The organism is Streptomyces sp. NPDC085946 (genome assembly GCF_044540485.1).
In the GTDB taxonomy this organism is placed as follows: Bacteria; Actinomycetota; Actinomycetes; order Streptomycetales; family Streptomycetaceae; genus Streptomyces.
This window is the reverse complement of sequence record NZ_JBITSF010000021.1, coordinates 48,573-74,193: the sequence shown is the minus strand read 5'-3', so window position 1 is coordinate 74,193 and position 25,621 is coordinate 48,573. Positions and strand designations below refer to the sequence as shown.

20 protein-coding genes and 1 pseudogene are annotated in these 25,621 nt (G+C 74.3%); 9 read left to right on the top strand and 12 right to left on the bottom strand.

Annotation, left to right across the window (positions count from 1 at the left end):
* Positions 1 to 39: 39 nt before the first annotated feature.
* The 3 genes from ACIF8T_RS31715 to ACIF8T_RS31705 form a co-directional block, all read right to left on the bottom strand.
* Positions 40 to 684, bottom strand: a complete 645-nt coding sequence (locus tag ACIF8T_RS31715; protein WP_400039771.1) for a class F sortase — start codon at positions 682 to 684, stop codon at positions 40 to 42.
* Complete coding sequence (locus tag ACIF8T_RS31710) at positions 677 to 1,525, bottom strand: DUF4397 domain-containing protein (RefSeq protein WP_400039769.1); 849 nt, start codon at positions 1,523 to 1,525, stop codon at positions 677 to 679. The genes ACIF8T_RS31715 and ACIF8T_RS31710 overlap by 8 nt, the downstream gene beginning before the upstream one ends.
* A gap of 103 nt (positions 1,526 to 1,628) precedes the next feature.
* Positions 1,629 to 2,231, bottom strand: coding sequence for a sigma-70 family RNA polymerase sigma factor (locus ACIF8T_RS31705; RefSeq protein WP_400039768.1), 603 nt, complete (start codon positions 2,229 to 2,231; stop codon positions 1,629 to 1,631).
* 192 nt (positions 2,232 to 2,423) lie between these two features.
* On the opposite strand from ACIF8T_RS31705, the gene ACIF8T_RS31700 reads away from it, so the two are divergent.
* The 3 genes from ACIF8T_RS31700 (at position 2,424) to ACIF8T_RS31690 (ending at position 4,990) form a co-directional block, all read left to right on the top strand.
* Entirely contained in the window at positions 2,424 to 3,422 is a 999-nt protein-coding gene (locus tag ACIF8T_RS31700; RefSeq protein WP_400039862.1) for a MerR family transcriptional regulator, read from the top strand.
* 247 nt (positions 3,423 to 3,669) lie between these two features.
* Complete coding sequence (locus ACIF8T_RS31695; protein WP_400039766.1) at positions 3,670 to 4,380, top strand: SDR family NAD(P)-dependent oxidoreductase; 711 nt, start codon at positions 3,670 to 3,672, stop codon at positions 4,378 to 4,380.
* A gap of 349 nt (positions 4,381 to 4,729) precedes the next feature.
* Positions 4,730 to 4,990: a hypothetical protein gene (locus tag ACIF8T_RS31690; protein WP_400039765.1), complete on the top strand. Its 261-nt coding sequence runs from the start codon at positions 4,730 to 4,732 to the stop codon at positions 4,988 to 4,990.
* A gap of 66 nt (positions 4,991 to 5,056) precedes the next feature.
* Here ACIF8T_RS31690 and ACIF8T_RS31685 read toward each other — a convergent pair whose 3' ends face one another.
* Entirely contained in the window at positions 5,057 to 5,461 is a 405-nt protein-coding gene (locus tag ACIF8T_RS31685) for a pyridoxamine 5'-phosphate oxidase family protein (RefSeq protein WP_400039763.1), read from the bottom strand.
* A 401-nt stretch (positions 5,462 to 5,862) separates the two neighbouring features.
* Here ACIF8T_RS31685 and ACIF8T_RS31680 point away from each other — a divergent pair, with 401 nt between their 5' ends.
* Positions 5,863 to 8,718 carry a PQQ-dependent sugar dehydrogenase gene (locus ACIF8T_RS31680; RefSeq protein WP_400039762.1) on the top strand — a complete coding sequence of 952 codons (2,856 nt, stop codon included), beginning with the start codon at positions 5,863 to 5,865 and terminating at the stop codon, positions 8,716 to 8,718.
* Between the two features lie 16 nt (positions 8,719 to 8,734).
* Entirely contained in the window at positions 8,735 to 10,486 is a 1,752-nt protein-coding gene (locus tag ACIF8T_RS31675; protein ID WP_400039760.1) for a ThuA domain-containing protein, read from the top strand.
* A 618-nt stretch (positions 10,487 to 11,104) separates the two neighbouring features.
* On the opposite strand, the gene ACIF8T_RS31670 is transcribed toward ACIF8T_RS31675, so the two are convergent.
* From ACIF8T_RS31670 to ACIF8T_RS31660, 3 genes are all read right to left on the bottom strand, one after another.
* Positions 11,105 to 12,169 carry a Brp/Blh family beta-carotene 15,15'-dioxygenase gene (locus ACIF8T_RS31670; RefSeq protein ID WP_400039758.1) on the bottom strand — a complete coding sequence of 355 codons (1,065 nt, stop codon included), beginning with the start codon at positions 12,167 to 12,169 and terminating at the stop codon, positions 11,105 to 11,107.
* Entirely contained in the window at positions 12,166 to 13,137 is a 972-nt protein-coding gene (locus ACIF8T_RS31665; RefSeq protein ID WP_400039756.1) for a bacteriorhodopsin, read from the bottom strand. The genes ACIF8T_RS31670 and ACIF8T_RS31665 overlap by 4 nt, the downstream gene beginning before the upstream one ends.
* A 319-nt stretch (positions 13,138 to 13,456) precedes the next feature.
* Positions 13,457 to 14,077: a hypothetical protein gene (locus ACIF8T_RS31660; protein WP_400039755.1), complete on the bottom strand. Its 621-nt coding sequence runs from the start codon at positions 14,075 to 14,077 to the stop codon at positions 13,457 to 13,459.
* A gap of 405 nt (positions 14,078 to 14,482) precedes the next feature.
* Here ACIF8T_RS31660 and ACIF8T_RS31655 point away from each other — a divergent pair, with 405 nt between their 5' ends.
* Positions 14,483 to 15,634, top strand: a complete 1,152-nt coding sequence (locus tag ACIF8T_RS31655) for a helix-turn-helix transcriptional regulator (RefSeq protein ID WP_400039753.1) — start codon at positions 14,483 to 14,485, stop codon at positions 15,632 to 15,634.
* Between the two features lie 138 nt (positions 15,635 to 15,772).
* On the opposite strand, the gene ACIF8T_RS31650 is transcribed toward ACIF8T_RS31655, so the two are convergent.
* Entirely contained in the window at positions 15,773 to 15,997 is a 225-nt protein-coding gene (locus tag ACIF8T_RS31650; protein ID WP_400039752.1) for a helix-turn-helix domain-containing protein, read from the bottom strand.
* A 235-nt stretch (positions 15,998 to 16,232) separates the two neighbouring features.
* Here ACIF8T_RS31650 and ACIF8T_RS31645 point away from each other — a divergent pair, with 235 nt between their 5' ends.
* Entirely contained in the window at positions 16,233 to 17,438 is a 1,206-nt protein-coding gene (locus ACIF8T_RS31645; protein WP_400039751.1) for a cytochrome P450, read from the top strand.
* Positions 17,439 to 17,473: 35 nt separating this feature from the next.
* Here ACIF8T_RS31645 and ACIF8T_RS31640 read toward each other — a convergent pair whose 3' ends face one another.
* Positions 17,474 to 19,540 carry a SpoIIE family protein phosphatase gene (locus ACIF8T_RS31640; protein WP_400039749.1) on the bottom strand — a complete coding sequence of 689 codons (2,067 nt, stop codon included), beginning with the start codon at positions 19,538 to 19,540 and terminating at the stop codon, positions 17,474 to 17,476.
* Entirely contained in the window at positions 19,537 to 19,812 is a 276-nt protein-coding gene (locus ACIF8T_RS31635; RefSeq protein WP_400039747.1) for a hypothetical protein, read from the bottom strand. Before ACIF8T_RS31635 ends, ACIF8T_RS31640 begins: the two co-directional genes overlap by 4 nt.
* 233 nt (positions 19,813 to 20,045) lie before the next feature.
* Here ACIF8T_RS31635 and ACIF8T_RS31630 point away from each other — a divergent pair, with 233 nt between their 5' ends.
* Complete coding sequence (locus tag ACIF8T_RS31630; RefSeq protein WP_400039746.1) at positions 20,046 to 20,639, top strand: TetR/AcrR family transcriptional regulator; 594 nt, start codon at positions 20,046 to 20,048, stop codon at positions 20,637 to 20,639.
* Positions 20,640 to 20,672: 33 nt separating this feature from the next.
* Here the strand turns inward: ACIF8T_RS31630 and ACIF8T_RS31625 are convergent, their stop codons facing one another.
* Positions 20,673 to 21,698: an SMP-30/gluconolactonase/LRE family protein gene (locus ACIF8T_RS31625; protein WP_400039744.1), complete on the bottom strand. Its 1,026-nt coding sequence runs from the start codon at positions 21,696 to 21,698 to the stop codon at positions 20,673 to 20,675.
* A gap of 171 nt (positions 21,699 to 21,869) precedes the next feature.
* Here ACIF8T_RS31625 and ACIF8T_RS31620 point away from each other — a divergent pair.
* Positions 21,870 to 23,689: pseudogene (locus tag ACIF8T_RS31620) on the top strand (flavin-containing monooxygenase).
* 30 nt (positions 23,690 to 23,719) lie between these two features.
* Here the strand turns inward: ACIF8T_RS31620 and ACIF8T_RS31615 are convergent.
* Positions 23,720 to 25,414, bottom strand: a complete 1,695-nt coding sequence (locus ACIF8T_RS31615; RefSeq protein ID WP_400039742.1) for an IclR family transcriptional regulator C-terminal domain-containing protein — start codon at positions 25,412 to 25,414, stop codon at positions 23,720 to 23,722.
* Positions 25,415 to 25,621 lie beyond the last annotated feature (207 nt).

The following is a 25,621-nucleotide window of genomic DNA, read 5'->3' as shown; positions in this document are numbered from 1 at the left end:
GTCCGTGTGCCCGGGGGCACGTCCGGCCCCGGGGTGTCGTCAGGTCCCGGCCGGTTCCGCCGTGACGACGAGGTTGGCCAGGTAGCCCCCCTGCCCGGGGGCGAAGGGGGGTGCGCAGGTGATGAGCGTGAGGACCGGGGCGCCCGTCCGGCGGAAGACGGAGACCGGCAGGTCCTCCTTCGGCACCGTGACGCGCGACACGACCCGGTAGACCGCCGGGCCCGCCCCCGCCCGCCGCACCTCGACGCGGTCCCCGCGCCGTACGTCGAAGAGGGCCGCGAACTCGCCGAGCGCGCCCGTGTCGCCGTCGACGTGCCCGACCAGCACGGCCGACCCCCGCGCGCTGCCGGGCTCCGGGCCGAAGCGGTACCAGCCGGCCACGGCGGGGTCCTCGGGCACGGCCAGATCGCCCTGCCCGCTCACCCCGACCGGAGTCACCCGGGCGTCGAGGCCGACGCCGGGCACCAGGACCCGCCGGGGCGGCGGGTCCTGGTGCCCGGCACCGGCCCGCGGGCCGGTGCCGGCCGGGAGCCGGGCGGCCGCCGTGTCCGGTGACGCGGCCGCGGGTCCGAAGTCGGGCGGCGGCGCGGCCGGGAGCGAGGGGGGACCGCTCACGCCGAGGACGATCGCCAGCGTGCCGGTCGTCACCGCCGCCCAGGCCAGCCGGCTCGTGGACTCAACCACGCCGCCCCGCGAACCGGCGGCCCACCAGGACTCCCGTCAGGGTGACCGTTCCGGCCGCTGCCGCCCAGGCCAGCCACTGCTCGGACGAGTTGGCTCCGGAGGCGCCGCCGGAGCCGGCGTTGACGGTCCTGGGCGCCGACTCCATGCCGCCGAACGTCTGGGTCTGCAGGGCCAGGTTCTTGTCCTCGGCGCTGCCCCAGGCGTACACGACGTTGCTCGTCCCCTCTTCGAGCTTCAGGTCGGCCGGGCCGATGGCCACGGTGTCCGTGCCGGCGAGCACGACATCGGCGTTCACGGTGCCCGCGTCGACCTCGGCGGTGTCCTCCTTCGGGTTCTCCAGGCCGGTGAAGACCGGCTGCCCGCCCGCCCGGACGTCGACGGCGGGCGCGGCCGCGACATGACGTACCGTCAGGCGGGCCTTGCCGGCGTCGACCTTCGTGACGTCGTTGACGAAGGCGGTCAGCTGGGGGTCGCCGCCGGCGTTCAGGTGGGCGGCGATCGTGGCGTTCGCGCCCTCGGGCACCTCGATCTTCTTCTCCAGCGCCGGAGTTCCGTCGGGGTTCTGGCCCGCCGCGAAGATCTTGATGTCGTAGGTGCCGGAGTCGAGGGACTGAGGGTCGGTCACCGTGCCGGGCTTGAAGTCGCTGATCAGTTCGTCGCCGTTGGCGTACACGTCGACGGTCATGCCCGGAATGCCGTGGAAGACGGACACCGTGGCCGAGCCCTGTGCGGCGGCGGGGGCCGCCAGGGCGGGCACGGTGCCGAAGGCCAGAACGCAGGCACCGGCCGATGCGGCGACGGCGAGGGCGGGCCGGTGGGTCGTGGAAGTCGTGGAAGCCATGGGGACAACCCCTTTCTAGATTCTCCGTACCGTGCGGAGTCTCACTCCTGGTTCGTGGACGGGCGCCGCCGTGGATGCGCGGCCGCCCGCTTCTTCGGTGCCGTCACGCCCCCGGGCCGCGGGCCTCGCCCTGCTCGATCGCCTGGCGCAGCCGGTTCAGGCCGCGGCGGGCGTGGCTCTTGACGGTCCCCAGGGGCATGCCGGTGCGTTCGGCGATCTGCATCTGGGTCAGGTCCTCGTAGAAGGCCAGGCACAGCACCTCCCGCTGGGGGGCCGGCAGACGGGACAGCTCGTCGATCAGGAGCACCCGGTCCAGCACGTCGTCCGGTGCCGCCTGGACCTGCCGGGCGGTGCCGGCCTGGCGGGCGGCGGAGTCGACCAGCGCCAGACGCCTCGTCCTGGCCGTCAGCGCGTCGGCTATCTTGCGCCGCGTGATGCCGACCAGCCAGGCGCTGAGCGGACCGCGCTCGGGGCGGAAGCCGTCGCGGCCGCGCCAGGCGCCGAGGAACACCTGCTGGGTCACGTCCTCGGCCTCGTGGGCGTCGCCGAGCGACCGGACGGCCAGGGTGTGGACGAGCGAGCCCCAGTGCCGGTAGATCGCCGCGAGGGCCGCCTCGTCGGCGGCGCGCAGGCCACGGGCCAGTTCCTCCTCGTACCCGGCTCCGTCCAGGGGCGGGGCGGGGGCGGTGATGGTGTGCGTACTCATGGCCTGACTCCTCCTGCCGTACGGCGGATGCGGGGACGGAAAGGCCGTCCGGTGAACCGCACCGGCCGCCGCGCGGACCGTGGTGCCCGCCCGCATGCCTCAGTGTCGGGCGCCGAAACGACGCAGACAACGTGCGTCGTTTGTGCGTCGTACAGTGGAGGCATGGGCATGGGCATGGGCATGGGCATGGGCATGAGCGGAGACAACGCGGAGGACCGGGACGACGGGGGCGCCCGGCGGGACGCCGGCCTGACCACCGGCGAGGTGGCCAGGCGCCTCGGGGTCGCGCCCACCACCGTCCGCACGTGGGACCGCCGCTACGGACTGGGTCCCGAGGCGCACACCGGCGGCCGTCACCGGCGCTGGACCGCCCCGGACATCGCGCGGCTGGAGAGGATGTGCGCCCTGACGGCGACCGGAATGCCACCCGCCGAGGCCGCGCGCCTGGCGAACGGCGACGCGCCGCCCGGTACGGCACCGCTCCCGCGGGGTGCCGGCCCGTCGCGGCCGCCGGCCCGCGCCCGCGACCGGGGCGGCAGCGGGCTGCGCCTCGGCGACGTACGCCAGGAGTGCAAGGGGATCGCCCGCGCCGCGCTGCGCCTGGACGCCGCCGCGCTGGACGAGCTGCTGCTGGCCGCGATCGCCGAGTACGGCCTGGTCACCGCGTGGACCGAGGTGATCATGCCGACGCTCCAGGCGGTCGGCCGCAAGTGGGAGACCTCGGGGGAGAAGTACGTCGAGGTCGAGCACTTCCTGTCCTGGCACGTCTCCGGCGCGCTGCGCCGCAGCACGCCCCCCGTGGCCGCCGACCGGCCCCACGCCGCCGCGGTGCTCGCCTGCGTACCGGGGGAGACGCACACCCTGCCGCTGGAGGCGCTGGCCGCCGCGCTGGCCGAGCGCGGGATCCCGGTGCGCATGTTCGGCGGCGCCCTGCCCGTCGAGTCGCTCGTCACGGCGGTGCGCAGGACCGGGCCGAGCGTGGTGGGCCTGTGGGCACAGTCCCGTACCACCGCCAGCCGGCCGCTGGCCCAGCACGTGGCCGCGATGGAGTGGGGGGTGCGCGGGGCCCGCCGCAAGCCGGTCGTCCTGACGCTCGGTCCCGGCTGGACGGGCCAGGCGGTGCCCGGCCTGCCGCGCCCGCCGGGACTGGCGGAGGCCGTGGCGGTCGTGGAGTCGGTGACGGCGGGGTGAGGGGACCGCCGTGGTGCCGGGCGGTCGTGGCGGCCGTCCGGCGGGGTGTCGTCCGGGGTGCCGCCCGGTGCCGGGCGGTCGCGGCGGGCGTCCCCGCGGTCGTGCCGGGAGCGCGCCGCCCGCGGAGTGCTCCCGGCCCGGCGCACGGCCCGGGACCGCCGCGTCCCCCGGAGCCGCATCCCCGAACCGGGCGCTGCCCGAAGCAAGGGACGACGGAACACACTCGCGGACCCGGTGAGGGGGAGGCGTGGAGATCGACGGCGCGCGTGTCCTGGTGGCCGGTGCCACCGGCGTCCTCGGCGGCATGATCACCGCCGAACTGGTCGGCCGCGGTGCCCGTCCGGCCCTGGCCGGACGCGACCCCCAGCGCCTGGCGAGGACGGCCCGGGCGTACCCGGGTGCTCCCACCGTGCTCTTCGACGCCTACGACCCCGGCTCCTGCGCCCGCGCGGTGCACACCGCCTCCGCCGCCCTGGGAGGCCTGGACGCCGTCGTGACCGCGTTCGGATCGGTGGCCTTCGGCACGGCCGGCGAGGTCGACGACGGGGTCGCGGAGCACCTGATGGCGGTCAACGCCCTCGCACCCGCCGCGTTCTTCCGCGCGGCGCTGCCCACGATGCGCTCCGGAGCGGTGCTGGTCGCCGTCACCGGCGTGGTCGCGCAGCGCCCGCAGCCGGGCATGGCCGACTACAGCGCCTCCAAAGCCGCGCTGAAGGCCTGGCTCGACGCCGTGCGCCGCGAGGCACGCGGCAGCGGCATCCGGGTGCTGGACGTCCGGCCGGGCCACCTGGACACCGGTTTCGCCGACCGGCCCGTGGCGGGCACCGCCCCGCCGCTGCCCGCCGGAGGCGACCCGCGCCGGATCGCCACGGCGGTCGCGGACGCGCTGGCGGCGGACGCGGAGCTGCTGACCGGCGCCCCGGACGGGACGCCGGTGGCCGAACGACGGGCCCGGTGAGCGACACCCGGCGTCCGGGCCGGCCCGCGCGCGGCCGCGCCCCGTACGACCGGGCGCCGTGAGAACGCCGGAACCGGCGGGTCGCTGCATCCGCCGGCGCCCCTGAAGCCGAAGTCGAGATGAGGGCTCGGGCAACGGGCCCCGCCGCCCCTGGCGTCTGCTCGCAGGGGAACCAACCGTCAGGGGCGGCGCCCCAGGGCTTCGGACCGGCCGGGGACCTCACACGGCGGCCGTGTCCGAAGCGACAGTCATCTCGGCGGACGATCGCGGTTGACACCGCAGAATCTCCACACATGCATACATGCAAAGCGGTACGCAGGCGGTACGCCCCGTCGCTAACTTGCCTTGAATGAACAGAGAGACAGCGCAGCCCCTGCACCCCACGGAGCTGCGGAAACAGGTCATGGCCTTCGAGGAGGGCCTCCGCCGGCTCGTCAAGCACCTCGGCCTCAACGGCCAGTACGAGACACGCAGCGCGCTGCTCGACGCGGCGGACTTACTCCTCGACGTCGGACGCAGCCTCCCCGCCGAGCCGCCCCCCGGGACCTCCCCCGAGCTGACGAGTGCCACGTACCACACCGTCGGTGTGGGTCTTCGCACCGCTCACTGAGCACGACGCGCACCCAACCCCCCACACCCCCGGGTACGCACCACGATTCCGTGACCGTCGCCGCCGTCACCGGGCCGTGCCGGCCATCAGCCACCGACGCACCCGCACTTCCAGCAGCACCCGGCTGCCGGTGGAGCCGGCGGGAGCGGAGATGTCCCACCCGTATTTCCGCTGGAACGCGGCCACGACCTCGCGGGGGAACCCGTCATGGACCAGTGCTGCGTCTCCTTCGGCGACGACCGGGAGCCGGCCGTCCTCCAGAGCCAGGGACACACGGGGCTCCCCGCGGATATTCCTGACCTTGACGGAACCGCGGTCCGTACCGATCCACCACCGGGAACTCCGGTAGACGAACCAGACGGGCGTGACGTGGGCGGAGCCGTCCGGGCGCACGGTGCACAGCCAGACGTTCCTCTCCTCGGCCAAGCGCCGGCGGACGGCGGGCCCCGGCTCGTCGACGTGATCGCTCATTCCGCCATCCGACCAGCAGGCGTGGGGGAACGCATCAGCCGACGCGTCGGACCATCGGCCCAGGTCCGTGATCCCGGGGACACGGCGTCCGAGGGCAACGCCGCTTCCTCACACCCCGCTTCGGGCCCGGGAGCCTTCCCCGAGATCCCCGATCCGCGCCCGGCCCGGAAGCCGCGCGGCGCCCCGTTCCCTGCCCTTCCGCCACTTTGTCCCGCTCATGGAAAAAGTGCCGAGATCTTGTGCGGAACGGGTTACGGAGCTCGACAAAGCCCGCTAACTTCCTTGAAATGAACCGGTCATAGATCGCTGGCCGGTCACGACGGCGCGACGGCGCGCGCCTGTGCACTCCCCGGCAGTCCGGTGAGGACTGCCGTCATCCCACCCCACCATGGGAGACCTCTGTGCGCATCACACCGCTCAGACACAGACGTGTCCGTTCCCTCCTGACTGCCGCGGCCTGCGCCTTGGGCTGCCTGTTACCGATGTCCCCGGCCGCCGCGGCGCCCGCGGACCGGGACGGCGGCAACGCCCGGCCGCTCGCCGCCCCGGAGTTCCAGCAGGTCACGCTGGCCAAGGGCGTGGCCGAGACGGGCGAGCCCATGACGCTGGCGGTGCTCCCGGACCGCTCGGTCCTGCACACCTCGCGCGACGGCACCCTCCGGCTGACGAACGCCGCGGGGACCACCACCGTCGCGGGCAAGCTGGACGTCTACAGCCACGACGAGGAGGGCCTCCAGGGCGTCGCCGTGGACCCCGGCTTCTCGTCCAACCGGTACCTCTACCTCTACTACGCGCCCAGACTCAGCACACCCGCGGGTGACGCCCCGGCCGACGGCACGGCCGCCGACTTCACTCCCTTCGACGGCGTCAACCGGCTGTCCCGGTTCGTCCTGAAGACCGACGGCACCCTGGACCTCGCCACCGAGAAGAAGATCCTGGACGTGCCCGCCTCCCGCGGCCTGTGCTGCCACGTCGGCGGCGACATCGACTTCGACGCGGCCGGCAACCTGTACCTGTCCACCGGCGACGACACCAACCCGTTCGCCTCGGACGGCTTCACCCCGATCGACGAGCGGGCGAGCCGCAACCCCGCCTACGACGCCCAGCGTTCCTCGGGCAACACCAACGACCTGCGCGGCAAGGTCCTGCGGATCAAGGTCAACGCCGACGGGTCGTACTCGATCCCGAGCGGCAACCTCTTCCCGCCCGGCACCGCGAGGACCCGCCCCGAGATCTACGCCATGGGCTTTCGCAACCCGTTCCGGATGAGCGTCGACAAGGCCACGGGCATCGTCTACCTCGGCGACTACGGACCCGACGCCGGCACCGCGAGCGCCGCACGCGGCCCCGCCGGGCAGGTCGAGTTCAACCGGATCACCAAGGCGGGCAACTTCGGCTGGCCGTACTGCACCGGCGACAACGACGCCTACGTCGACTACGACTTCGCCACCGGCGCCTCGGGACAGGCGTTCAACTGCGCGGCCCCGAGGAACACGTCGCCGCGCAACACCGGCCTGACCGACCTGCCTCCCGCGCAGCCCGCCTGGATCCCCTACGACGGCGGATCCGTCCCCGAGTTCGGCAATGGCTCCGAGTCCCCGATGGGCGGCCCGGTCTACCGCTACGACGCCGCCTCGGCCTCCGAGGCGAAGTTCCCGCAGGAGTACGACGGCGACTTCTTCGCCGGCGAGTTCGGCCGCCGCTGGATCAAGCGGATCGAGTCCGGCGGCGACGGCACCGTGCAGTCCGTCAACTCCTTCCCCTGGAGCGGCACCCAGGTGATGGACATGGCCTTCGGCCCGGACGGCGCCCTCTACGTCCTCGACTACGGCACCGGCTACTTCAGCGGCGACGCGAACTCCGCCCTGTACCGCATCGAGCACGTCACCGGCGGTCTCGCCCCGCTCGCGCAGGCCAAGGCCGACGTCACCTCCGGCAAGGCACCCCTGGCCGTCTCCTTCTCCTCCGCCGGCAGCTCCGACCCCGACGGCGGCACCCTCGGCTACGCCTGGACCTTCGGCGACGGCGCGACCTCCACCGCGGCCAGCCCCACCCACACCTACACCGCCAACGGTCAGTACACGGCCACCCTGAAGGTCACGGACCCGACCGGCAAGTCCGCGACGGCGTCGGTGCAGATCACCGTCGGCAACACCGCCCCGACGGTCAGGCTCGACCTGCCCGCGGACGGACGGATCTACGACTTCGGCGCCGCCATCCCCTTCAAGGTGACGGTCACCGACCCCGAGGACGGCACGATCGACTGCTCCAAGGTGAAGGTCACCTTCATCGTCGGACACGACAGCCACGGCCACCCGCAGACCTCCACCACCGGCTGCGAGGGCACCCTGCAGACCCTGGCGGACGGCGAGCACGACCCGAACGCCAACATCTTCGGCGTCGTCGACGCCGAGTACACCGACAGGGGCGCGAACGGCCAGCCCGCGCTGACCACGCACGACCAGCACATCACCCAGCCCAGCCACCGGCAGGCCGAGCACTACGGCGGCTCCGCGGGCGTCCAGGTCGTCGACCACGCTCCCGCGCACGGCGGCAGGACCGTCGGCCACATCGACAACGGCGACTGGATCTCCTTCACGCCGTACGCCCTCGACAACGCCACCCGCTTCACCGCCCGGGTCTCCTCGGCGGGCGCGGGCGGCACCATCGAGATCCGCGCCGGATCGCCGACCGGCACCCTGCTCGGCACGGCGACCGTACCGGTGACCGGCGGCTGGGAGACCTTCCAGGAGGTATCGGCGGGCCTGGCCGACCAGCCGAGCGGTTCGACGAAGCTGCACCTCGTCTTCAAGGGCGGCAGCGGCTCGCTGTTCGACGTCGACGAGTTCTCCTTCACCACCTCCGGCGGCACCACCCGTTCCGGTGCGGTGAAGGGGGTCGGCGGCAAGTGCCTGGACGTCGACGGCGGTGGCACCGCCGACGGGACGAAGATCCAGTTGTGGACGTGCAACGGCAGTGCCGCGCAGACGTGGACGGTCTCCGGTGACGGTTCGCTGAAGGCGCTGGGCAAGTGCCTGGACGTCTCCGGCGGGGGCAGTGCGGACGGGACGAGGATCCAGTTGTGGACGTGCAACGGGACGGGTGCGCAGAAGTGGGCGGCCCAGGCCGACGGCACGGTCCGCAATCCGCAGTCCGGCAAGTGCCTGGACGCGTCCGGCGGTACCTGGAACGACGGAACGCCCGTCCACCTGTGGACCTGCCACACCGGAGCCAACCAGAAGTGGACCCTGCCGTAGAAAGGAGGCGACCCCCATGCGCACACCCCTGAAAGCGGCCCTCGGCCTGTTCGCCGCCGCCGCGCTCTGCCTGACCCCGCAAGCCGCCGCCCAGCCCGCGGCCGGGAGCCCTTCCGCCGCCGCGGAGAGCCGCGCGGCGGCCGACCCGGCGTACCGGATCCTCGTCTTCTCCAAGACGGCGGGCTTCCGGCACTCCTCGATCGACGACGGCATCACGGCCCTGACCGGCCTGGGAACCGCGAACAACTTCACCGTCGACGCCACCGAGGACGCCCAGGCCTTCACGGCCGGCAACCTCGCCCGGTACAAGGCGGTCGTCTTCCTGTCCACGACGGGCGACGTGCTGAACGCCGCCCAGCAGGCGGCCTTCGAGCAGTACATCCAGGGCGGCGGCGGATACGTCGGTGTCCACGCCGCCGCCGACACCGAGTACGACTGGCCCTTCTACGCGGGGCTGGCCGGAGCCCTCTTCCACTCCCACCCGGCCATCCAGCCCGCCACGGTCAAGGTGGAGGACCGGGCGCACGACGCCACCGCCCACCTGGGCACCGCCTGGCAGCGCACCGACGAGTGGTACAACTACCGCACCAACCCGCGCACCACCGCCCGCGTCCTGGCGTCGCTCGACGAGTCCAGCTACACGGGCGGGAACATGTCCGGCGACCACCCGATCGCCTGGTGCAAGGGCTACGAGGGCGGCCGCGCCTTCTACACCGGCGGCGGCCACACCGACGAGTCGTACACCGAGCCCGCCTTCCGCCGCCACCTCCTCGGCGGCATCCGCTGGGCCGCCGGGATGACCGACGCCGACTGCCGCCCCGAGACCGGCTACACGGCCCTGTTCGACGGCTCGTCCACCACCGGCTGGACACAGGCCGGCCCGGGCGGGTTCACCCTCGCGGACGGCACCCTCACCTCCCACGGCGGGCTGGGCATGCTCTGGTACTCCGCGAAGGAGTTCACCGGCGACTACTCCGTCAAGCTCGACTGGAAGGCGGCCGGCGACGACAACTCCGGGGTCTTCCTCGGCTTCCCGGCCTCCGACGACCCGTGGTCCGCGGTGGACAACGGCTACGAGATCCAGATCGACGCCACCGACGCGGCCGACCGCACCACCGGTGCCGTCTACGGTTTCCGGTCCGCCGACCTCGCCGCACGCGACGCCGCGCTGAACCCGCCGGGGGAGTGGAACACCTACGAACTGCGGGTCACCGGCGAACGGCTGGAGATCTTCCTCAACGGCCGGAAGATCAACGACTTCACCAACACCGACCCGGCGCGCAGCCTGCGCCAGGGACACATCGGCATCCAGAACCACGGCGACGGCGACGAGGTGTCCTTCCGCAACATCCGCGTCAAGCAGGGCGCGGGCCAGGAACCCGGCCCCCGTTCCGGTGCGGTGAAGGGGGTCGGCGGCAAGTGCCTGGACGTCGACGGCGGTGGCACCGCCGACGGGACGAAGATCCAGTTGTGGACGTGCAACGGCAGTGCCGCGCAGACGTGGACGGTCTCCGGTGACGGTTCGCTGAAGGCGCTGGGCAAGTGCCTGGACGTCTCCGGCGGGGGCAGTGCGGACGGGACGAGGGTCCAGTTGTGGACGTGCAACGGGACGGGTGCGCAGAAGTGGGCGGCCCAGGCCGACGGCACGGTCCGCAATCCGCAGTCCGGCAAGTGCCTGGACGCGTCCGGCGGTACCTGGAACGACGGAACGCCCGTCCACCTGTGGACCTGCCACACCGGAGCCAACCAGAAGTGGACCCTGCCCTGAGGTGACCGGCCGGGAAGCCCCCGGCCGCCGGCTGCCGCGCCCCGCTCACCGGTGTGAGCGGGGCGCGGCGTCCGGCGCGCACACCGGTGCCACAGGCCTGCCAGGACGGAGCAGCCGGTGCGTCCGCCCGGACGGCGGACCGGGGGCGCCGGCCGTGGCCGGCGCGACCGCTTCCGACGGATCGGCCGGCAGGCGCGTCAGGTCGCGGGCCGGAAGACGGGGACGGGCCGCGCTCGCGCGGCGCACCGCGGATCGGTCGCCGGCCGACGGGCGAGTTCCACCGGCAGGCCGAGGTCGCGCGGGGCCCGCCGCCGCGTCCACGGATCGGGATCGGCGGCCGGACGCCGCAGCACCTCCGCCGGCAGGGGGAGGCCACCGGCCGGACGCCGGCCGGTCCTAGATCGTCGCCGTCGCCGTCGCCGTTGCCGTCGCCGAGGTCCGGGCGCAGGGCGACGCGGCCGAAGCCCCGGCGGCAGGCGAAGGGGCGACGGACGAGCGCGGGCGGCAGCGCGGGGTCTCCCGCGCGTCCCTCCAGCACCTTGTCGAGACGGACCGGCGGCGGTACGGCGTCCGCACGGCAAGCGGCCCCTCCGGCCCGGCGGCTGGCCGCGGAGTCCCTCACGCGCGGTCGTCCGCCCGGCCCGGACGGCACACCCGGGACCTGTCCGGGCGATCATGCCGGCCGGGCCGTTTCCGCGGGTTACCGGCCGGGCCCGGCGTCTCCCCAGGGGCGTGGCGGTCGAGACGGGCGACGACGAGCAGGTGGGGGAGGGTGAGGGCGGCCAGCAGAGCCACACCGGTCGCGGTGACCGCGGGGCCGTCCGGCGCGGCGGCCCGGGACAGGAGCGCCAGGACGGCGAGGGTCACGAGGGTGGGCGCGGCCGCCTGGCGGCAGAACCGCCGCAGTACCGCCCCGGTCGGCCCCGAACGCAACGGCTCCGCGTTGGCCGGGTCGGTCAGCACGAGCCGGGCGATGTGCCGCACCGAGTGCCAGGCCCCGAAGTACGTGCCGAACGCCGCGAGCGGCGGGACCAGCGTGAACAGGGCGGTCAGGAGCAGGAGTTCGGCGACCTGCCGGAACCGCGCGCGGAGCAGTGCCACCGTGCATCCGGCCAGCACGCAGACCCCCGCCAGCACCGCGGCCACCGGCCGTGCCGCCGTGGTGAGCAGCCGCTCCGCCTCGGGAGCGAGCAGCCGGACGACCGGCCGGACCTGCTCGGGCCACAGGGTCAGGGGCAGCACGACGGTGACCGCGCCGTGGGCGGTCGCGAGCGTTCGCCCGTCCGCGTCCGGACCGGCGCGGCGCAGCGCGTCGAACCGGACCTCGCCGTGGCCGAAGTGCGCGGCCGAGGCCGCCAGGAAGGCGCACAGCGCGAACGTCGGCGCCCACCAGCAGACCGTGAAGGCTCCCGCGGCGGTCAGGGCGTAGCCGAGCGGGACGGCGCCGTCGCGGCCGGCGGAAGGAGTGCCCCGGAACCAGCCCGGCACCAGGTGGTCCACCGCGCCGTGGGGGATCCCGGCCACCACACCGGCCACGAAGACCGGGACCGACCAGCGGTGCCAGAGGCCCGGGGCGGCGCACTGGACGGCGAGCACCAGGACCACCGCCCCGGTGGAGACACCGGTGGCGACGGCGGGGAGCCGCGTGGCAGGGGACCCGCCGGCGAACGCCCGGGGGGTCAACGGCCGTGGCGGCCGTCGCCGTCACGCACCGGCAGCGGCGCGGGGTGGGCACTGTGCCCGGTCAGCGCCGCGGCCACCGGGGGCCAGACGTCGGACCGCTTGACGTGCGAGACCCACACCTCCTCGGGATGGGTCTCGCTGCCGGCCCGCACGTCGTCGGCGGTGCGCAGCTTGGCCACCTTGTGGATCATCGCGCCGAAGCCGACCTTGGCGACGACGTCGGCCGCGCAGAGCCCGAGCTGGGTGACCAGGGCCCAGGCGACCAGGTCGGAACCGGGACCGACCGACTGCTGGATCAGGTAGACCAGCGGATAGACGCCGAAGACGCCGAACTCCATGACGGTGGCCCGCTTCAGGGTGGTGAAGGCGTCCGGGGACAGCTCGTCACGGCTGGCCAGCACCGCGCGGCCGAGGACCGCGTACAGCACCAGCAAGAACACGGTGCTGATCGCGGCCCACACCGTCAGCCACAGCACCCGGTTGCCGCCGTCGAAGACCTGGGCTCCCAGGAAACCGGTGACGATCATCAGGAACGCCGCCGCCACGGCCGTGGCGCGCTGCCGGAACAGCCGCCTGCCGGCCACCGCGCACACGCCCAGCAACTCCACCGCGAGCAGGGGAACGGTGACGGACCAGTCCGCGTACCGCAGCCCCCCGTCGTACGCCTCGCCGGCCACGGGGACGTACCTCTCGTCCACCCGTACGAAGGAGTTCTGCCAGGAGAGGAAGAGGGCCACGTACGCCAGGAACGCCACGGCCTGCAGGAGGGCGCTGGCGTTGACGGCGGTGCGGTGGCGCGGCGACACCTCGTTCCTGTTGGAGACCGAGTAGAGGAAGCCGGCCAGCAGGGCGAAACCGGCCACCGCCAGGGCGTACTGGATCATGCGGTACTCGCCGATCGTGTAGATCAGCGTTCCCGAGAACTCCCCGTCCCCGGGAGGAGCGGCCGGCGTTCCTGTGGAGGACATGGTGAGGATCTCCTTCGCTTCGGCGCCCCGTGGTGCGGACTCCTGTCCGCCAGGGCCGCGGGCGCGTCCTCCTGAGCCTCGTGCCCCGCTGTGGCGGGAGGCGGGGTGACCGCACGGCGACGGAAGGCGACCGGTACGGCCTCACCCTAGGACGGCGCGGGGACCGGGACGAGCGGAGTTCCCCCGTTGAGGCGACCGCTGGTCCTCGGCCTCCTCGTGGACGGAGTGACTGTCCTGCCGGCCGCCGCGGCACACGGCCCGAACCGCTCGGACGGGACACGCCGCCGCACAGCCGGTCACCGGACGGACGGGGCAGGTCCTAGTAGCGCTGCGCCTTGGCGATCTCGGCGGTCAGCTGCTGTCCGGCGGGTGTGCGGCTGATGGCGAGCGGCTGCGCCCTGTCGCCCGCCGCGAGGTCCTCCGCGCCGACGTAGCGGGTCTCCACGACCTTGCCGTCGGAGTCGCGGAAGTCGACCTGCACCGCGTAGGACGCGGTCTCGTCGGTGTGGTTGGTGATGTTGACCACGACGGCGAGCAGGCCGCCGGTCTGCGCGCGCGGCTTCCCGGTCAGGGAGACGTCCGCGAGGGCGTTGCCCCGGCCCTCGACGTCCTTCAGTTCGCGCTGCGCCGCCGCATTGGCGCGCGCGACCTCCGCCGACACCGACGCCTCGAACTCGGAGGCGCGGGCGGAGGCCGAGGAGGCGGCGGCCGAGGCGCGTTCGCGGGCGGATTCCTCCAGGGAGGCGAGGGCGGAGGCCGGGCTGCCGGAGAACGACGCGGTGTAGGGGCCCGAAAGGCCGGGCCGGACGGAGGCGGCACCGTCGCCGCCGTCGTCCCCGCCGCAGGAGACGAGCGTCGCCGCGCTCGCCGCTGTGACGAGCAGCCCGGCCAGTGCGGCCCGTGCCCGTGCCCGGGCCCGGCGCGGTGGGGTGGTCGCCATGGGGTCCTCTTCCCTGCCTGCCTGCCTGCCTGCCTGCCTGCCTGCCGGACGGAGGACTGTGGGCTCCGCCTCTCCGAGCCCCATCGTGCACGCGGCGCACCGGCCCGGCTACTCGAGGTCAGCGCAAGGGGCACGTCGCCCGCCGACCGCCCGGCCCCGTTCGCCCGACGCCCAAGCGCGGTGCTTCCGGAGCCGTGGGACCCTCCCGGCCGAGGTGGACAGGGCCGCACCGCGCGCCGCGACCGACCCGGACCACCTGGCGGAACCGGTCCGACCCGCCGCGGAGGAGTTCGGCGCCGCCTCCGACGGCTTCCGGCGGGTCCCGGGGCCGCCCGGCAGGCGCAGGCACTCGATCCGTGCGTCGCGACGCTGTCGGTGTGCCGTCGGTGTGGTTACCCTGAGCCCATGTCCGAAGACGGGGGACGCGTCGGGCGGGGCCGGAGGGCGGCGTTACGGGCGGTGGCGACCGCGCGGAACGTCGAGGAGTTCTTCGAGGCGGTGATGACCACGCTGGCCCCTTCGCTGCCCTGCGACATCTGGGCCGGTGTCACCGTCGACCCCGAGACCCTGATGAACACCGGCGGCAACTACCGCCACGCCGTGCCCGAGGCGCTGATGCCGCGGATGCTGGACATCGAGTACCGCGAGGGCGATGTCAACCTGCTGCCGGACCTGGCGCGGCGCCCGTCGCCCGTCGGGCTGCTGAGCCGCGAAGCCGGTGACCTGCTGGCGCGCAGCCCCCGGTACCAGGACATCGTCCGTCCCCTGGGCTACCGCGACGAGTTGCGGGTGGCGCTCCGCGACCGGCACGGTGTGTGGGGCGCGCTGATCCTGGGCCGCGGACCCGACACCCGCCCCTTCGACGACGCCGATCTCGCGGCGGCGGCGACGCTCGCACAGCCGTTGGGCGACGCGCTGCGCCGGCTCCACGTGACCCGGCAGGCCCGGCAGGCGTCCTCTCCCACCGCCCCGGGGCTGCTCCTCCTCGACGCCGGCTACCGAGTGCTGCACCGGAGTCCCACGGCCGGTCCGTGGCTCGACGAGCTGGGAGACGGTGACCGGTTCCCGCGCGGCGACGGGCGCACCGGTCTGCCTCCCGCCCTGTGCGCCGTGGCCGCCGCGGTCCGCGCCCCGGCGGCCGGCGGATCGGTCACTTCCTGGGCGCACACGCGCACCCTCGGCCCGGCGCGGCTGCACGCCTGGTCGCTGGCGGAGGACCACGACCGGTCCGCCGCCCTGGACCGGGGCGGAGCCGTCGTCGCCGTGGCGATCGAGCCGGCCCGGCCGGAGGAACGCACCTCGTTCCTGTGCACCGCCTACGGGCTGACGCCCCGGGAACGCACGATCACCGAGCTCGTCCTGCGGGGACACGCCACCACGGAAATCAGCCACCTCACCCGGGTGTCGCCACACACCGTCCAGGACCATCTCAAGGCCGTGTTCGACAAGACGGGCGTGCGCAGCCGCCGGGACCTGGTGGCGGCCCTGTTCGCACGGCACTACCGGCCCGCCCTGGAACGCGACGCGGCCGCCTCGGCGGCCCGCCCGACGACCTGAGGCGCCGCACGCGTCCGGCGGGCGAGCGACGGAAAGCGCCCGGAGGCGCGGAACCCCTCCGCGGCCCGGCCCCGACGGCGGCGCCGGCCGCCCCCGGACTCCGCCGCCCGGACCGGCAGCCCGACGCCGCCTGCGTCCTCACCGCTGCGCACGGCCGGACTCCTCCAGCCGTCGGCGCGGACGCTCCCCGCCGCGGCTGCGCAAGGAGACCTGCGCCTCGCCGAGCACACGGTGGACGAACCCGTACGACCGTCCGTGGGCTTCGGCGATGGCCCGTATGGACAGGCCGCTCTCGTACTGCTTCTTCATCTCGCGGGCGAGTTCCTCGCGAGCCGTACCGGTGATCTGCTTGCCCTTGTTCATGATCCGTCTCCTTCGGTGAGGGACCTGCGGGTGTGATCGTCGTCTACCCCGGACGGGGGAGAAGCCACAACGCCGGGCACCGGGCGAGGGGGACGGGCGGCCGTGGACCGCGGCGTCTTCCCGCGCGCCCGGCGGAGACCGGGCGGCCCCGCCCCGCGGTAAACCGCTCGAAACCGCTCACGCGGGGGAGCACCATGTCAGCATCGTGAAACCCGATCAAGTGAGGTGGCAGCCCATGGACGCCGACGTCGTCGATCTGGCCGCGCTCGGTGAGTCGTTCACCCGCGACCCCTATCCCGTCTACGCCCGGTTACGGGCCGAGGGCCCGGTGCACCGCATCCGCATGCCGGAAGGCGGCGCCCCGGCCTGGCTCGTCGTCGGCTACGAAGCCGGGCGCGCCGCCCTGGCGGACCCCCGGCTCTCCAAGGACTGGGACAAGGCCTCGCCCGCCCTGGGGCTGGGCGCCGTCTCCTCCGGCCCGCACATGCTCAGGGCCGATCCCCCCGACCACACCCGGCTGCGCAAACTGGTCGCCCGCGAGTTCACCGCGCGCCGCGTGGAGCAACTCGCGCCCGGCATCCAGAAGACGACCGACGCGCTCCTGGACCGGATGCTCACCGCCCCCGACGGGCGCGCCGACCTCGTCGAGGCGCTGTCCTTCCCGCTGCCCATCTCCGTGATCTGCGCCCTCCTCGGCGTCCCCGACCTGGACCGCGCGTCCTTCCGCACCTGGTCCAACGACGCCCTCGGCGCCACCGACCCCGACGTCCGCCAGGCAGCGGCCACCGCCATGGCCCACTACATCCGCCGGCTCGTCGAGGACAAACGGCAGCATCCCGGCGACGACCTGATGAGCGCGCTGATGCACACCGCGGACGACGACGGCGACCGCCTGTCCCACGACGAACTCATCGGCATGGCCTGGCTGTTGCTCGTCGCCGGCCACGAGACCACCGTCAACCTCATATCCAACGGTGTCCTCGCGCTGCTCACCCATCCCGACCAACTGGCCGCCCTGCGCGCGGATCCGTCCCTCATCGACAAGGCCGTCGAGGAGATGCTGCGCTACGAAGGACCCGTGGAGACCCCCACCTTCCGGTTCACCACCGGGCCGCTGACGATCGGCGACACGGTCATCCCCGGCGGCGGCGAACTCGTCCTCGTCGCGATGGCCGACGCCAACCGCGACCCCGGGCGCTTCGCCTCGCCCGACCGCTTCGACATCTCCCGCGACGCCCGCGGCCACGTCGCCTTCGGCCACGGCATCCACCACTGCCTGGGCGCCCCCCTGGCCCGCCTGGAGGCCCGCATCGCCATCAGCACGCTCCTCGACCGCTGCGCGCACCTGTCCCTGGACATCCACCCGGCGGCGATCACCTGGCGTCCGGGCCTGATGATCCGCGGCCCGCAGAGCCTGCCCGTCCGCTTCGCCGCCGGGTAGACCCCGGCCGGAAAGCGCCGGTCTCCGAATCGGCCCTACGCGCGGGCCGGGATCCGGGCGACGAGGAGAGCGATGTCGTCGTCGGCGGATGCCGGCATGAGACGGGCCAGGAGGCCGTCGCACAGGGCGTCGAGGGAGGGGAAGGGCCCGGCGAGCGCGTGGGTGAGTTCGGCGAGGCGTTCGTCGATGTCGCTGCCGCGGGATTCGATGAGCCCGTCGGTGTACAGCACCAGCGCGCTGCCGGGCGCGAGGACGTGGTCGGTCGTGGCGTACCGGGTGCCGCCGACCCCCAGGGGGGTGCCGGGCGGCAGGTCGAGGAGGCGCACGGTGCCGTCGGGGGCGACGAGCGCGGGCGGGGGGTGGCCGGCACGGGCGAGGCGGCAGTGGCCGGTCGCCGGGTCGACGACGGCGTACAGGAAGGTGGCGAGCATCGGCTCGGCCAGGTCCTCCAGCGCTGCTTCCAGCTGGGTGAAGATCTCCTGGGGTTCGAGGTCCAGCCGGGCCAGGGCGCGGACGCTGGCGGACAGCCGGCCCATGACGGCCGCGGCGGCGATGCCGTGCCCCATGACGTCGCCGATGAGGAGGGCGGCTCTGCCACCGGGCAGGCGCAGCACGTCGTACCAGTCGCCGCCGATCTCGTTGGTGTCGCTGGCCGGCAGGTAGCGGTGGGCCACCTGGATGCCCGGGGGCGGGGTGATGTGCTGGGGCAGCATGCTGCGCTGCAGGGTGACGGCCGTGTCGTGTTCGCGGTGGTAGAGGCGGGCGTTGTCGATGCTGATCGCGGCGCGGGCGGCGAGCTGGGCGGCGAGGGTGACGTCGTCGCCGTCGAAGGGGCCGAGGGGGCGGGTGCGGTAGAAGGCGGCCACGCCCAGCACGAGGTCGTGGGCGACGAGCGGAACCATCATGAGGGAGTGCACGCCCAGCTTCAGCAGCTGCGCGGGCCTGCTGGTGTGGCGGGCGGCGGAGGCGATGCTCCTGGCGTCGAGGCGGGCGAGCAGGAACGGCTGCCGCTCGGCGAGGGCCTGGGTGTAGGGGGCCGCGGAGGGGAAGGCGAGGGTGCGGCCGAGCGGGGCGAGCGTCCCGGTGACCGCGGAACCGGCCAGCGGGGCCTTGCCCAGGCGTCGCAGCGCCACGCCGGCGGCGAGTCCCGGGCCGGGTTCGTCGCCGTGGGCGAGGGTGTCCAGGACGTCGACGGTGACGGCGTCGGCGAGGCGGGGGACGGCGAGGTCGGCCAGTTCCTGGGCGGTGCGCTCCACTTCCAGGCTGGAGCCGACCCGGATCGACGCCTCACTGAGCAGGGCGAGGCGGCGCCGTCCGGCTTCGGCCTCGGTGTGGGCGCGCTGCTGGTCGGTGATGTCGAGCAGGGAGGCGATGACCCCGATCGGCCGGCCCGCGGGGTCCTCGACGCGGACGTAGGAGCACGACCACACCCGGTCGTGCTCGGGGTCGGCCGGGGTGCGGCCGACCCGGCGGCGGTCGAGCACGGGCCGTCCGCTGCCGATGACCGTCCGCATCGCCTCCTCCATGTCGTGGGCGTTGACCTCGGGCAGCAGCCGGGACAGGCGCTGCCCGATGTGGGCGGACTCCGGCAGGCCGTTCATCCTCTCCAGGGCCGGATTGACGCGCAGGAACCGCAGCTGCGTGTCCAGGACCGCGATGCCGACCGGTGAGCGGGTGAACAGCCCGTCCCACACGGCCGAGGTGCCCCGGATGCGGCGGGCGGCGTGCGCGTCGGCGGCGAACACGATCACCGCGGAGGTGTCGTCGCGGCGGTCGGGGACGGGGCTGGCCCAGATCTCCAGCTCGACCGGGTGCCCGTCCGCGTGCCAGGCGGTGACGGTGCCCATCACGCCCCGCCCGGAGGTCGCCGCCTCCCACAGCGACCGGCCCAGGCTCCGGTCCGCGTCGGGGTGGAGCAGCTCGGCGATGTGCCGTCCCACCACCTGCTGCGGGGGGTGGCCGAGCAGTTCCTGCGCGGCGCGGTTCCACCGCACGATCGTGCCGTCGGCGCTGGTGGCCACCTGCGCCACCGAGAGCACGCCCAGCCAGCCTCCGGCGTCCCGGGCGGCGCCGGTGACCAGTTCCTCCATCGGCTCGTTCACCGGCCGCCTCCTCGTCGCCGGCGGCCGCCGTGACCGTGGACCGGCGGATCCCGGGGACCGGGGCACGTGCGGAACGCCGTCCCGCCCGGGGTGTCCCTGCCGCTCCTGCCCGTCCGCCGCCCCGGCACCACGCGCTGCTCGGCGGGGGCGTACCCGGCCGTGCCGGGCAGCGGCGCGCGGTCGGCCGGCCCCACCGGCTCCGCCGGCTCGATCACGCCGAGCAGCGCGGGGCGGCGGCGCGACGTCCCGCCGACGAACGGGAACGACGTCACGACCGGTCCTCGAAGCCGCCAGGCCGGCACGGCTTCCCACCCCGTGTCCACGTCACTATGGTCGCCCTCCCGGGAGGTGTCCGCTTCCCGGCGGCCGCCGCGGAGTCCGGGACGGCCACGGCGCCCGGGCGTGAGCGCGACCGGCCGCGCGACGCGCCGTACGGCCGAGCCCGCCGCCCCGCGACGTGCCGAGGGCGACTTTCGGCCAGGTACCGCTTCGCTATCCTCGCGGAGTGACGCAGCGATCCCTCCCCGACGACCGGCGGCCCGCCAACGAGGGACCCAGGGCGGCCGCCCGCAATCGGGCCGCCCTCGTCGCCGCCGCCCGGGAGGTCTACGCGGAGTCGGGCCTGACGGCCCCGCTGTCCGCCATCGCCCGCCGGGCCGGCGTCGGTCAGGGCGTGCTGTACCGGCACTTCCCCGACCGGGCCGCCGTGGCGATCGCCGTGCTGGAGGAGAACGTCCGGCAGATCGAGCGGGCAGCGGCGGCGGACGGCGCGGACCTCGCGCAGGTCCTCGGTGTCCTGACCTGGCACCAGACGGAGTCGGCCGCTTTCGTCAGCGTCCTGCACGCGGAGGGCGAGGGCAGCCCCTCCGGGATCCCCGCGTACGCCCTGGCGCTGTCCCGGAGGGTCGAGCGGGCTCTGCGGCGGCTGCTGCCGGACGGCCATCGGCTCGCCGCGGAGCCCGACGACCTCATGATCGCCGTCGGCATGGTCTCCGGCGCCGTCACCGGCCCCACCCGCGAGCAGCGGGAACGCCGGGCACTGGCGGCATGGCGTCTGCTCGGTGTCGAGGTGGGACCGGTGCGGCCCTTCGAGGAATGAGCGGGACCGGCGCGGGGGAGCGGAGGACGGGCCTCAGCCGCCGTTGGACTGGCGGACGCCCTTCGCCGGCGCGTCGAAGGCGTACAGGTAGCCCCCGGCGGGCCCGCTGACGGTCATGTAGGCCCTGGTCCCCCCGGGCGTGATGGCGACGTTGGTCGCCGATTCGAGTCCCTCGGCGGCGCGGGCGGGGACCTCGACGGTCGCCAGGCGCTCGCCGTAGCGGTCGTACACCGCCATCGCGGGCCGGCCGTGCAGTCCCTGGTAGAGGTTGCCGTCCGCGTCGACGGCGATCGAGTCGGTCTGCGCGAGGCCGCCGTCGACGCGGACGGCGGTGTGCCGGGAGACCACCCGGCCCTCGCCGTCCAGGCGGAGGTAGGAGATGCGGTTGCGCGTCAGCTCGCTGAACCACAGCCCGCGGTAACCCGCGTCGAACGAGATGCCGTTGGGTGCCGCCAGGCCGTCCGCCAGGACGGTGGCGCTCTTCCCCGCGCGGTCGATCCGCACGACGCGGCCCTTCGCCTCGCCCTCGGACAGACCGCGTGAGTCGCTGACGTACAGGTTGCCCCGCCGGTCGAAGGCGAGGTCGTCGGGGTGCATCCGCGCCCCGTCCACCTCGCCGGAGAAGAAGGTCCGCGGGTCGCCGCCGTCCGGAGCCAGGCTCACGATGTCGCCGTGCGAGAAGTCGGTCAGGTAGAGGCGTCCGTCGTACGGGCTGAACTGGGCCGAGGTGTAGGCGCCCCGGTCGTCGGTGTGGACGGCGCGCGACGTCTTCTTCCCGACGTCGAGGCGCAGCACCTTCGGCTCGCCGGCGGGCGCCGTGACATCGACGACGAGCAGGCTGCCGTCCCGGTCGAAGACCGGACCCTCCAGGAGGGTCATCCCGGTCGTCTCGTGCACCGTCGTCACCTGCATGACCTTCTGCGCGCGGATGGTCCTGCCCGCGCCGGCGCCGGCCTCCGCCTCCGCCGCGGAGCCGCCTCTCTGCGTACCGCACCCGGTGAGGGCCAGCAGACCGGCCGCGGCCAGCCCCGCGAGCGGTCGGATCGGGAGTCGTCGCATGCGGGATCACTCTTCCTGTCGAGGTGGACGGGAACGGCCCCCGTATCAACCGGACAATAGTGTCCGGTTCACGTTACGGTAGTGCACGGCCGCTCAAGTCCCGTGCCCCATGGCGCAGTTCGCGGGTGAGGTGGCTCAAAAGCAGCGACCGGAAGGAACGAGGCCCCCCACATGGCACACGCGCAGTCGGTGTCCCCCCAGGAACTCGCCGAGCTGAGGGAGCGGTACCGGATCGAGCGGGAGCGACGGGTGCGCCCGGACGGCTCCCGTCAGTACCTCGCCGCGGAGGCCGGTTTCGGTTACTACGCCGCCGACCCGTACGCCGGGGAGGCGGCCGGACGCGAGCCGCTGCGGGACCGGGTGGACGTCGCGGTGATCGGCGGCGGCTTCGGCGGCATCCTCGCGGGCGCGCGGCTGCGCCGGCGGGGTGTCGAGCGCGTCCGCGTCATCGACAGGGGCGGCGACTTCGGGGGCACCTGGTACTGGAACCGGTACCCCGGCATCCACTGCGACGTCGAGTCGCACGTGTACCTGCCGATGCTCGACGAGACCGGGTACGTGCCGGAGTGGAAGTACGCGCCGGGGGAGGAGATCCGGCGGCACGCGGTGCGGATCGCGGAGAAGTTCGATCTCCGTGCGGACGCCCTGTTCTCCACGGCGGTCACCTCGCTGACCTGGGACGGCACGGCGGAAGCCTGGAGCGTGACGACCGACCGGGGCGACGAGTTCCGGGCCACGTACGTCATCACGGCCACCGGCACCCTGACCGAGCCGAAGCTGCCCGGCATCCCCGGCATCGAGACGTTCGCCGGCCACACCTTCCACACGTCGCGCTGGGACTACGACTACACCGGCGGCACCCCGGACGGCGGCCTGACCGGGCTCGCGGACAAGCGCGTCGGGGTCGTCGGCACCGGCGCCACCGGCGTCCAGGTCGTCCCGATGCTGGCCGAGGACGCCGGACATCTCTACGTCTTCCAGCGCACCCCCTCCACCGTGGACGTGCGCGCCAACCGCCGCACCACGGCCGAGGACGTCGGCGCCGGCCGGCAGGGCTGGGCGAGCGAACGCCGCGACAACTTCCTGCGCATCGTCTCGGGCGAGCCGTTCGACGAGGACCTCGTGGCCGACCGGTGGACGGCGTCGGCGGACCTCCTGGAGAAACTGCTGCCCGGCTTCCGCCGGCCAGGCGACCGGGCTGCCTTCGAAGCGGCCTACGAGGTCGCGGACGCCGCCCGGATGAACGAGATCCGCGCCCGCGTCGAGCGGATCGTCACCGACCCGGAGACGGCGGAGAAGCTCAAGCCCTGGTACCGGTACGCGTGCAAGCGCCCGACCTTCTCCGACCTGTACCTCCAGGCGTTCAACCGGGACGACGTCACCCTGGTCGACACCGCGGACACGCACGGCATCGAGCGGATGACCGAGCGCGGTGTGGTGGTCGGCGGCACCGAGTACGCGCTCGACTGCCTGATCTTCGCCACCGGGTTCTCCGTCGGGGTCTCCGGCATCCATTCGGGCAGCCTGCCCGTCCGCGGCCGGGACGGCATCTCCCTGCGGGAGGCGTGGGGCGGCGGGGGCCGCGCACGCTGCACGGGTTCACCAGCAACGGCTTCCCCAACCTGATCCAGTCGGGCGGGGTGCAGAGCGCCCCCAGCGTCAACTTCACGCACGTGCTGGACGAGCACGCCGTCCACGCCGCGGCGCTCGTCGCGGCCGCCGAGGCGGAGGACGCCCTGATCGAACCGTCCCGCGAGGCCGAGGACGCCTGGATCGCGGTCCTGGCCGAAGGCGCGCCCGACCACGAGTGGTTCCACGCCGAGTGCACCCCCGGCTACTACAACGCCGAGGGGCGCGGCCGGCCGAACGGCCCGACCGCCTACCCCCACGGTGCTGTCGCCTTCCACGACCTGCTGAAGCGGTGGCGCGAGACGTCCATCGGCGAGGTCCTCCGCCCCAGGACCGTCGCCGGGACCCGGGAAAGGGCGTAGGAGGCGCCGTCACCCGGCCGGACGGACGGGTCAGCCGGTCCGTACGGGGGAGTCGGCGAACGCGACGGCCAGGTCCGACTCGATGCGGGCGGCGCAGGCGCGCAGTGCCGGGAGCAGGGCGTCCCGGGCGTGTCCGGGCGGCTCGGGCCCGGCGTGCAGGGCGACGTTCACGGCTCCGACGGCTCGCCCGCGCCGGTCCCGGACCGGTACCGCCAGCGAGCGCAGTCCCGTCTCCAGTTCCTGGTCGACCAGCGCGTATCCCGCACGGGCGACCTGGTCCAGGGCGGCGGCCAGCGCGTGCGGCGAGGTGAGCGTGTGCGGGGTCAGGGCCCGGGGACGCAGGGCGCCGAGCCGTTCCCGCCGGGCCGTCCCGGACAGGTCCGCGAGCAGGACCCGGCCCATGGAGGTGGCGTAGGCGGGCAGCCGCGTGCCGGGCATGATGCGGGCGCTGGTGATCTGTTCGACGGCGGCTCGCGCGACGTACCGCACCTCGGCGCCGTCCAGGACCGCCAGCGAGGCCGACTCCCTGACCCGTCCGGCCAGTTCGGCCAGGTGGGGCTGGGCGATGTCGGCGAGGGTGAGGGCGGACAGCCGCGCGTATCCCAGCTCCAGGACGCGCGGCGCCGGCAGGAAGCGGCGGCCGCGCTGCTCCGCGTAGCCGAGCTGACGCAGTGTCAGGAGGTTGCGGCGGGTGCTGGGGTACGAGAGCCCGGCGGCCTCGGCGGCCTCCGCGAGGGTGAGCCCACCGTGCTGCCGGCCGAGCGCGGTCAGGACGGCCAGACCCCTGGCCAGCGCCTGCAGGAAGGACGGCCCCAGTTCGGCCTTGGCGTCGGCGTACACGGGTGCGGCGGGCGGCGCGACGGCTGCCGCCGCGGGGCCGTACAGCGCGTCCGCGATGTGCTCGGCCTCCCGCGTCATCGCGTCCAGGGCGTGCGCGCGCAACGCGTCGCCGCTGTGGCGGCCGGTGTGCGCGAGCACGCTGACCGCGCAGACGGGCCGGCCGTCGGGGTCGCGTACGGGGACCGCCAGCGCGACCAGGCCCGGGGCGACCAGCTGGTCGTCCAGGGCCCATCCGCGCGCCTCGGCCGCCGCGGTCCAGGCGGCGAAGTCGGCCTCCGCCCGCTCGGGGCGTACGGCGGTACGGCGCGCGGGAACGGCCGGGAAGGTCTCGTCGAGCGGGTCGGCGGCGCGGCGGGCCCGCCACGCCTCGTACGTGCCGGGCTGCCATCCGGTGGCGAGCACGGCACCGGCCGCGCAGCGTTCGGCGGGCAGCAGGTCGCCGACGCGGAAACCCAGCGGGATCATCCGGCCGGCCGGGACGGCCGTGCCGACGATACGCGCGTCGCAGCCGTCGAGGACGATCGCCGAGACCGACTCGTCGAGGGCGCGGCTCAGCCGGTCCAGGCTCGGCCGCAGCGCGCGGGACATCCCGCTCGCGCGCAGGTAGGCGTTGCCGAACTCCATCACACGGGGGGCGAGCACGACGTCGCGCCCCCGTGCGCGCAGGTAGCCGAGGTGGGTCAGCGTCGCGGTGATCCGGTCGACGGCCGAACGCGCCAGGCCGGTCGCACGGACCAGGTCGCCCGGACGCGTGGAGTGCGGGGCGTCGGCCATGATCCGCAGCACGGCCAGGCCGCGCTCCAGCGGGCCGGCGGTCTCCGGCCCGGAGCCGGCCGGTGCGCGGTCCGCCGCCGTCGGTGCCGTCTCGGAGACGTCCGGCGCCATGGCACCTCCTCCTGGTCGTCCGCTTCCCGGCCCGTGCGGGCGTACCCGTCCGCGGAAGAACGCTACCGGCCATTGACAGCGGTCCCGGCGTCGCGCAGACTCAGCGCGTTCAGTGAATGAATATAAGTTCACTCAGCGAAAAACGATAGTCCGGTGTGCCGCCGGACGCACCCGCCGCGCCGCCCTGCCGAGGACTGCCAGGAGCAC

Excerpts from the sequence above, each read along its gene's own strand:
- ACIF8T_RS31710 (WP_400039769.1), bottom strand. The coding sequence starts at position 1,525 with ATGGCTTCCACGACTTCCACGACCCACCGGCCCGCCCTCGCCGTCGCC.
- ACIF8T_RS31705 (WP_400039768.1), bottom strand. The coding sequence starts at position 2,231 with ATGAGTACGCACACCATCACCGCCCCCGCCCCGCCCCTGGACGGAGCC.
- ACIF8T_RS31700 (WP_400039862.1), top strand. The coding sequence starts at position 2,424 with ATGAGCGGAGACAACGCGGAGGACCGGGACGACGGGGGCGCCCGGCGG.
- ACIF8T_RS31690 (WP_400039765.1), top strand. The coding sequence starts at position 4,730 with ATGAACAGAGAGACAGCGCAGCCCCTGCACCCCACGGAGCTGCGGAAA.
- ACIF8T_RS31685 (WP_400039763.1), bottom strand. The coding sequence starts at position 5,461 with ATGAGCGATCACGTCGACGAGCCGGGGCCCGCCGTCCGCCGGCGCTTG.
- ACIF8T_RS31675 (WP_400039760.1), top strand. The coding sequence starts at position 8,735 with ATGCGCACACCCCTGAAAGCGGCCCTCGGCCTGTTCGCCGCCGCCGCG.
- ACIF8T_RS31665 (WP_400039756.1), bottom strand. The coding sequence starts at position 13,137 with ATGTCCTCCACAGGAACGCCGGCCGCTCCTCCCGGGGACGGGGAGTTC.
- ACIF8T_RS31660 (WP_400039755.1), bottom strand. The coding sequence starts at position 14,077 with ATGGCGACCACCCCACCGCGCCGGGCCCGGGCACGGGCACGGGCCGCA.
- ACIF8T_RS31655 (WP_400039753.1), top strand. The coding sequence starts at position 14,483 with ATGTCCGAAGACGGGGGACGCGTCGGGCGGGGCCGGAGGGCGGCGTTA.
- ACIF8T_RS31650 (WP_400039752.1), bottom strand. The coding sequence starts at position 15,997 with ATGAACAAGGGCAAGCAGATCACCGGTACGGCTCGCGAGGAACTCGCC.
- ACIF8T_RS31645 (WP_400039751.1), top strand. The coding sequence starts at position 16,233 with ATGGACGCCGACGTCGTCGATCTGGCCGCGCTCGGTGAGTCGTTCACC.
- ACIF8T_RS31625 (WP_400039744.1), bottom strand. The coding sequence starts at position 21,698 with ATGCGACGACTCCCGATCCGACCGCTCGCGGGGCTGGCCGCGGCCGGT.
- ACIF8T_RS31615 (WP_400039742.1), bottom strand. The coding sequence starts at position 25,414 with ATGGCGCCGGACGTCTCCGAGACGGCACCGACGGCGGCGGACCGCGCA.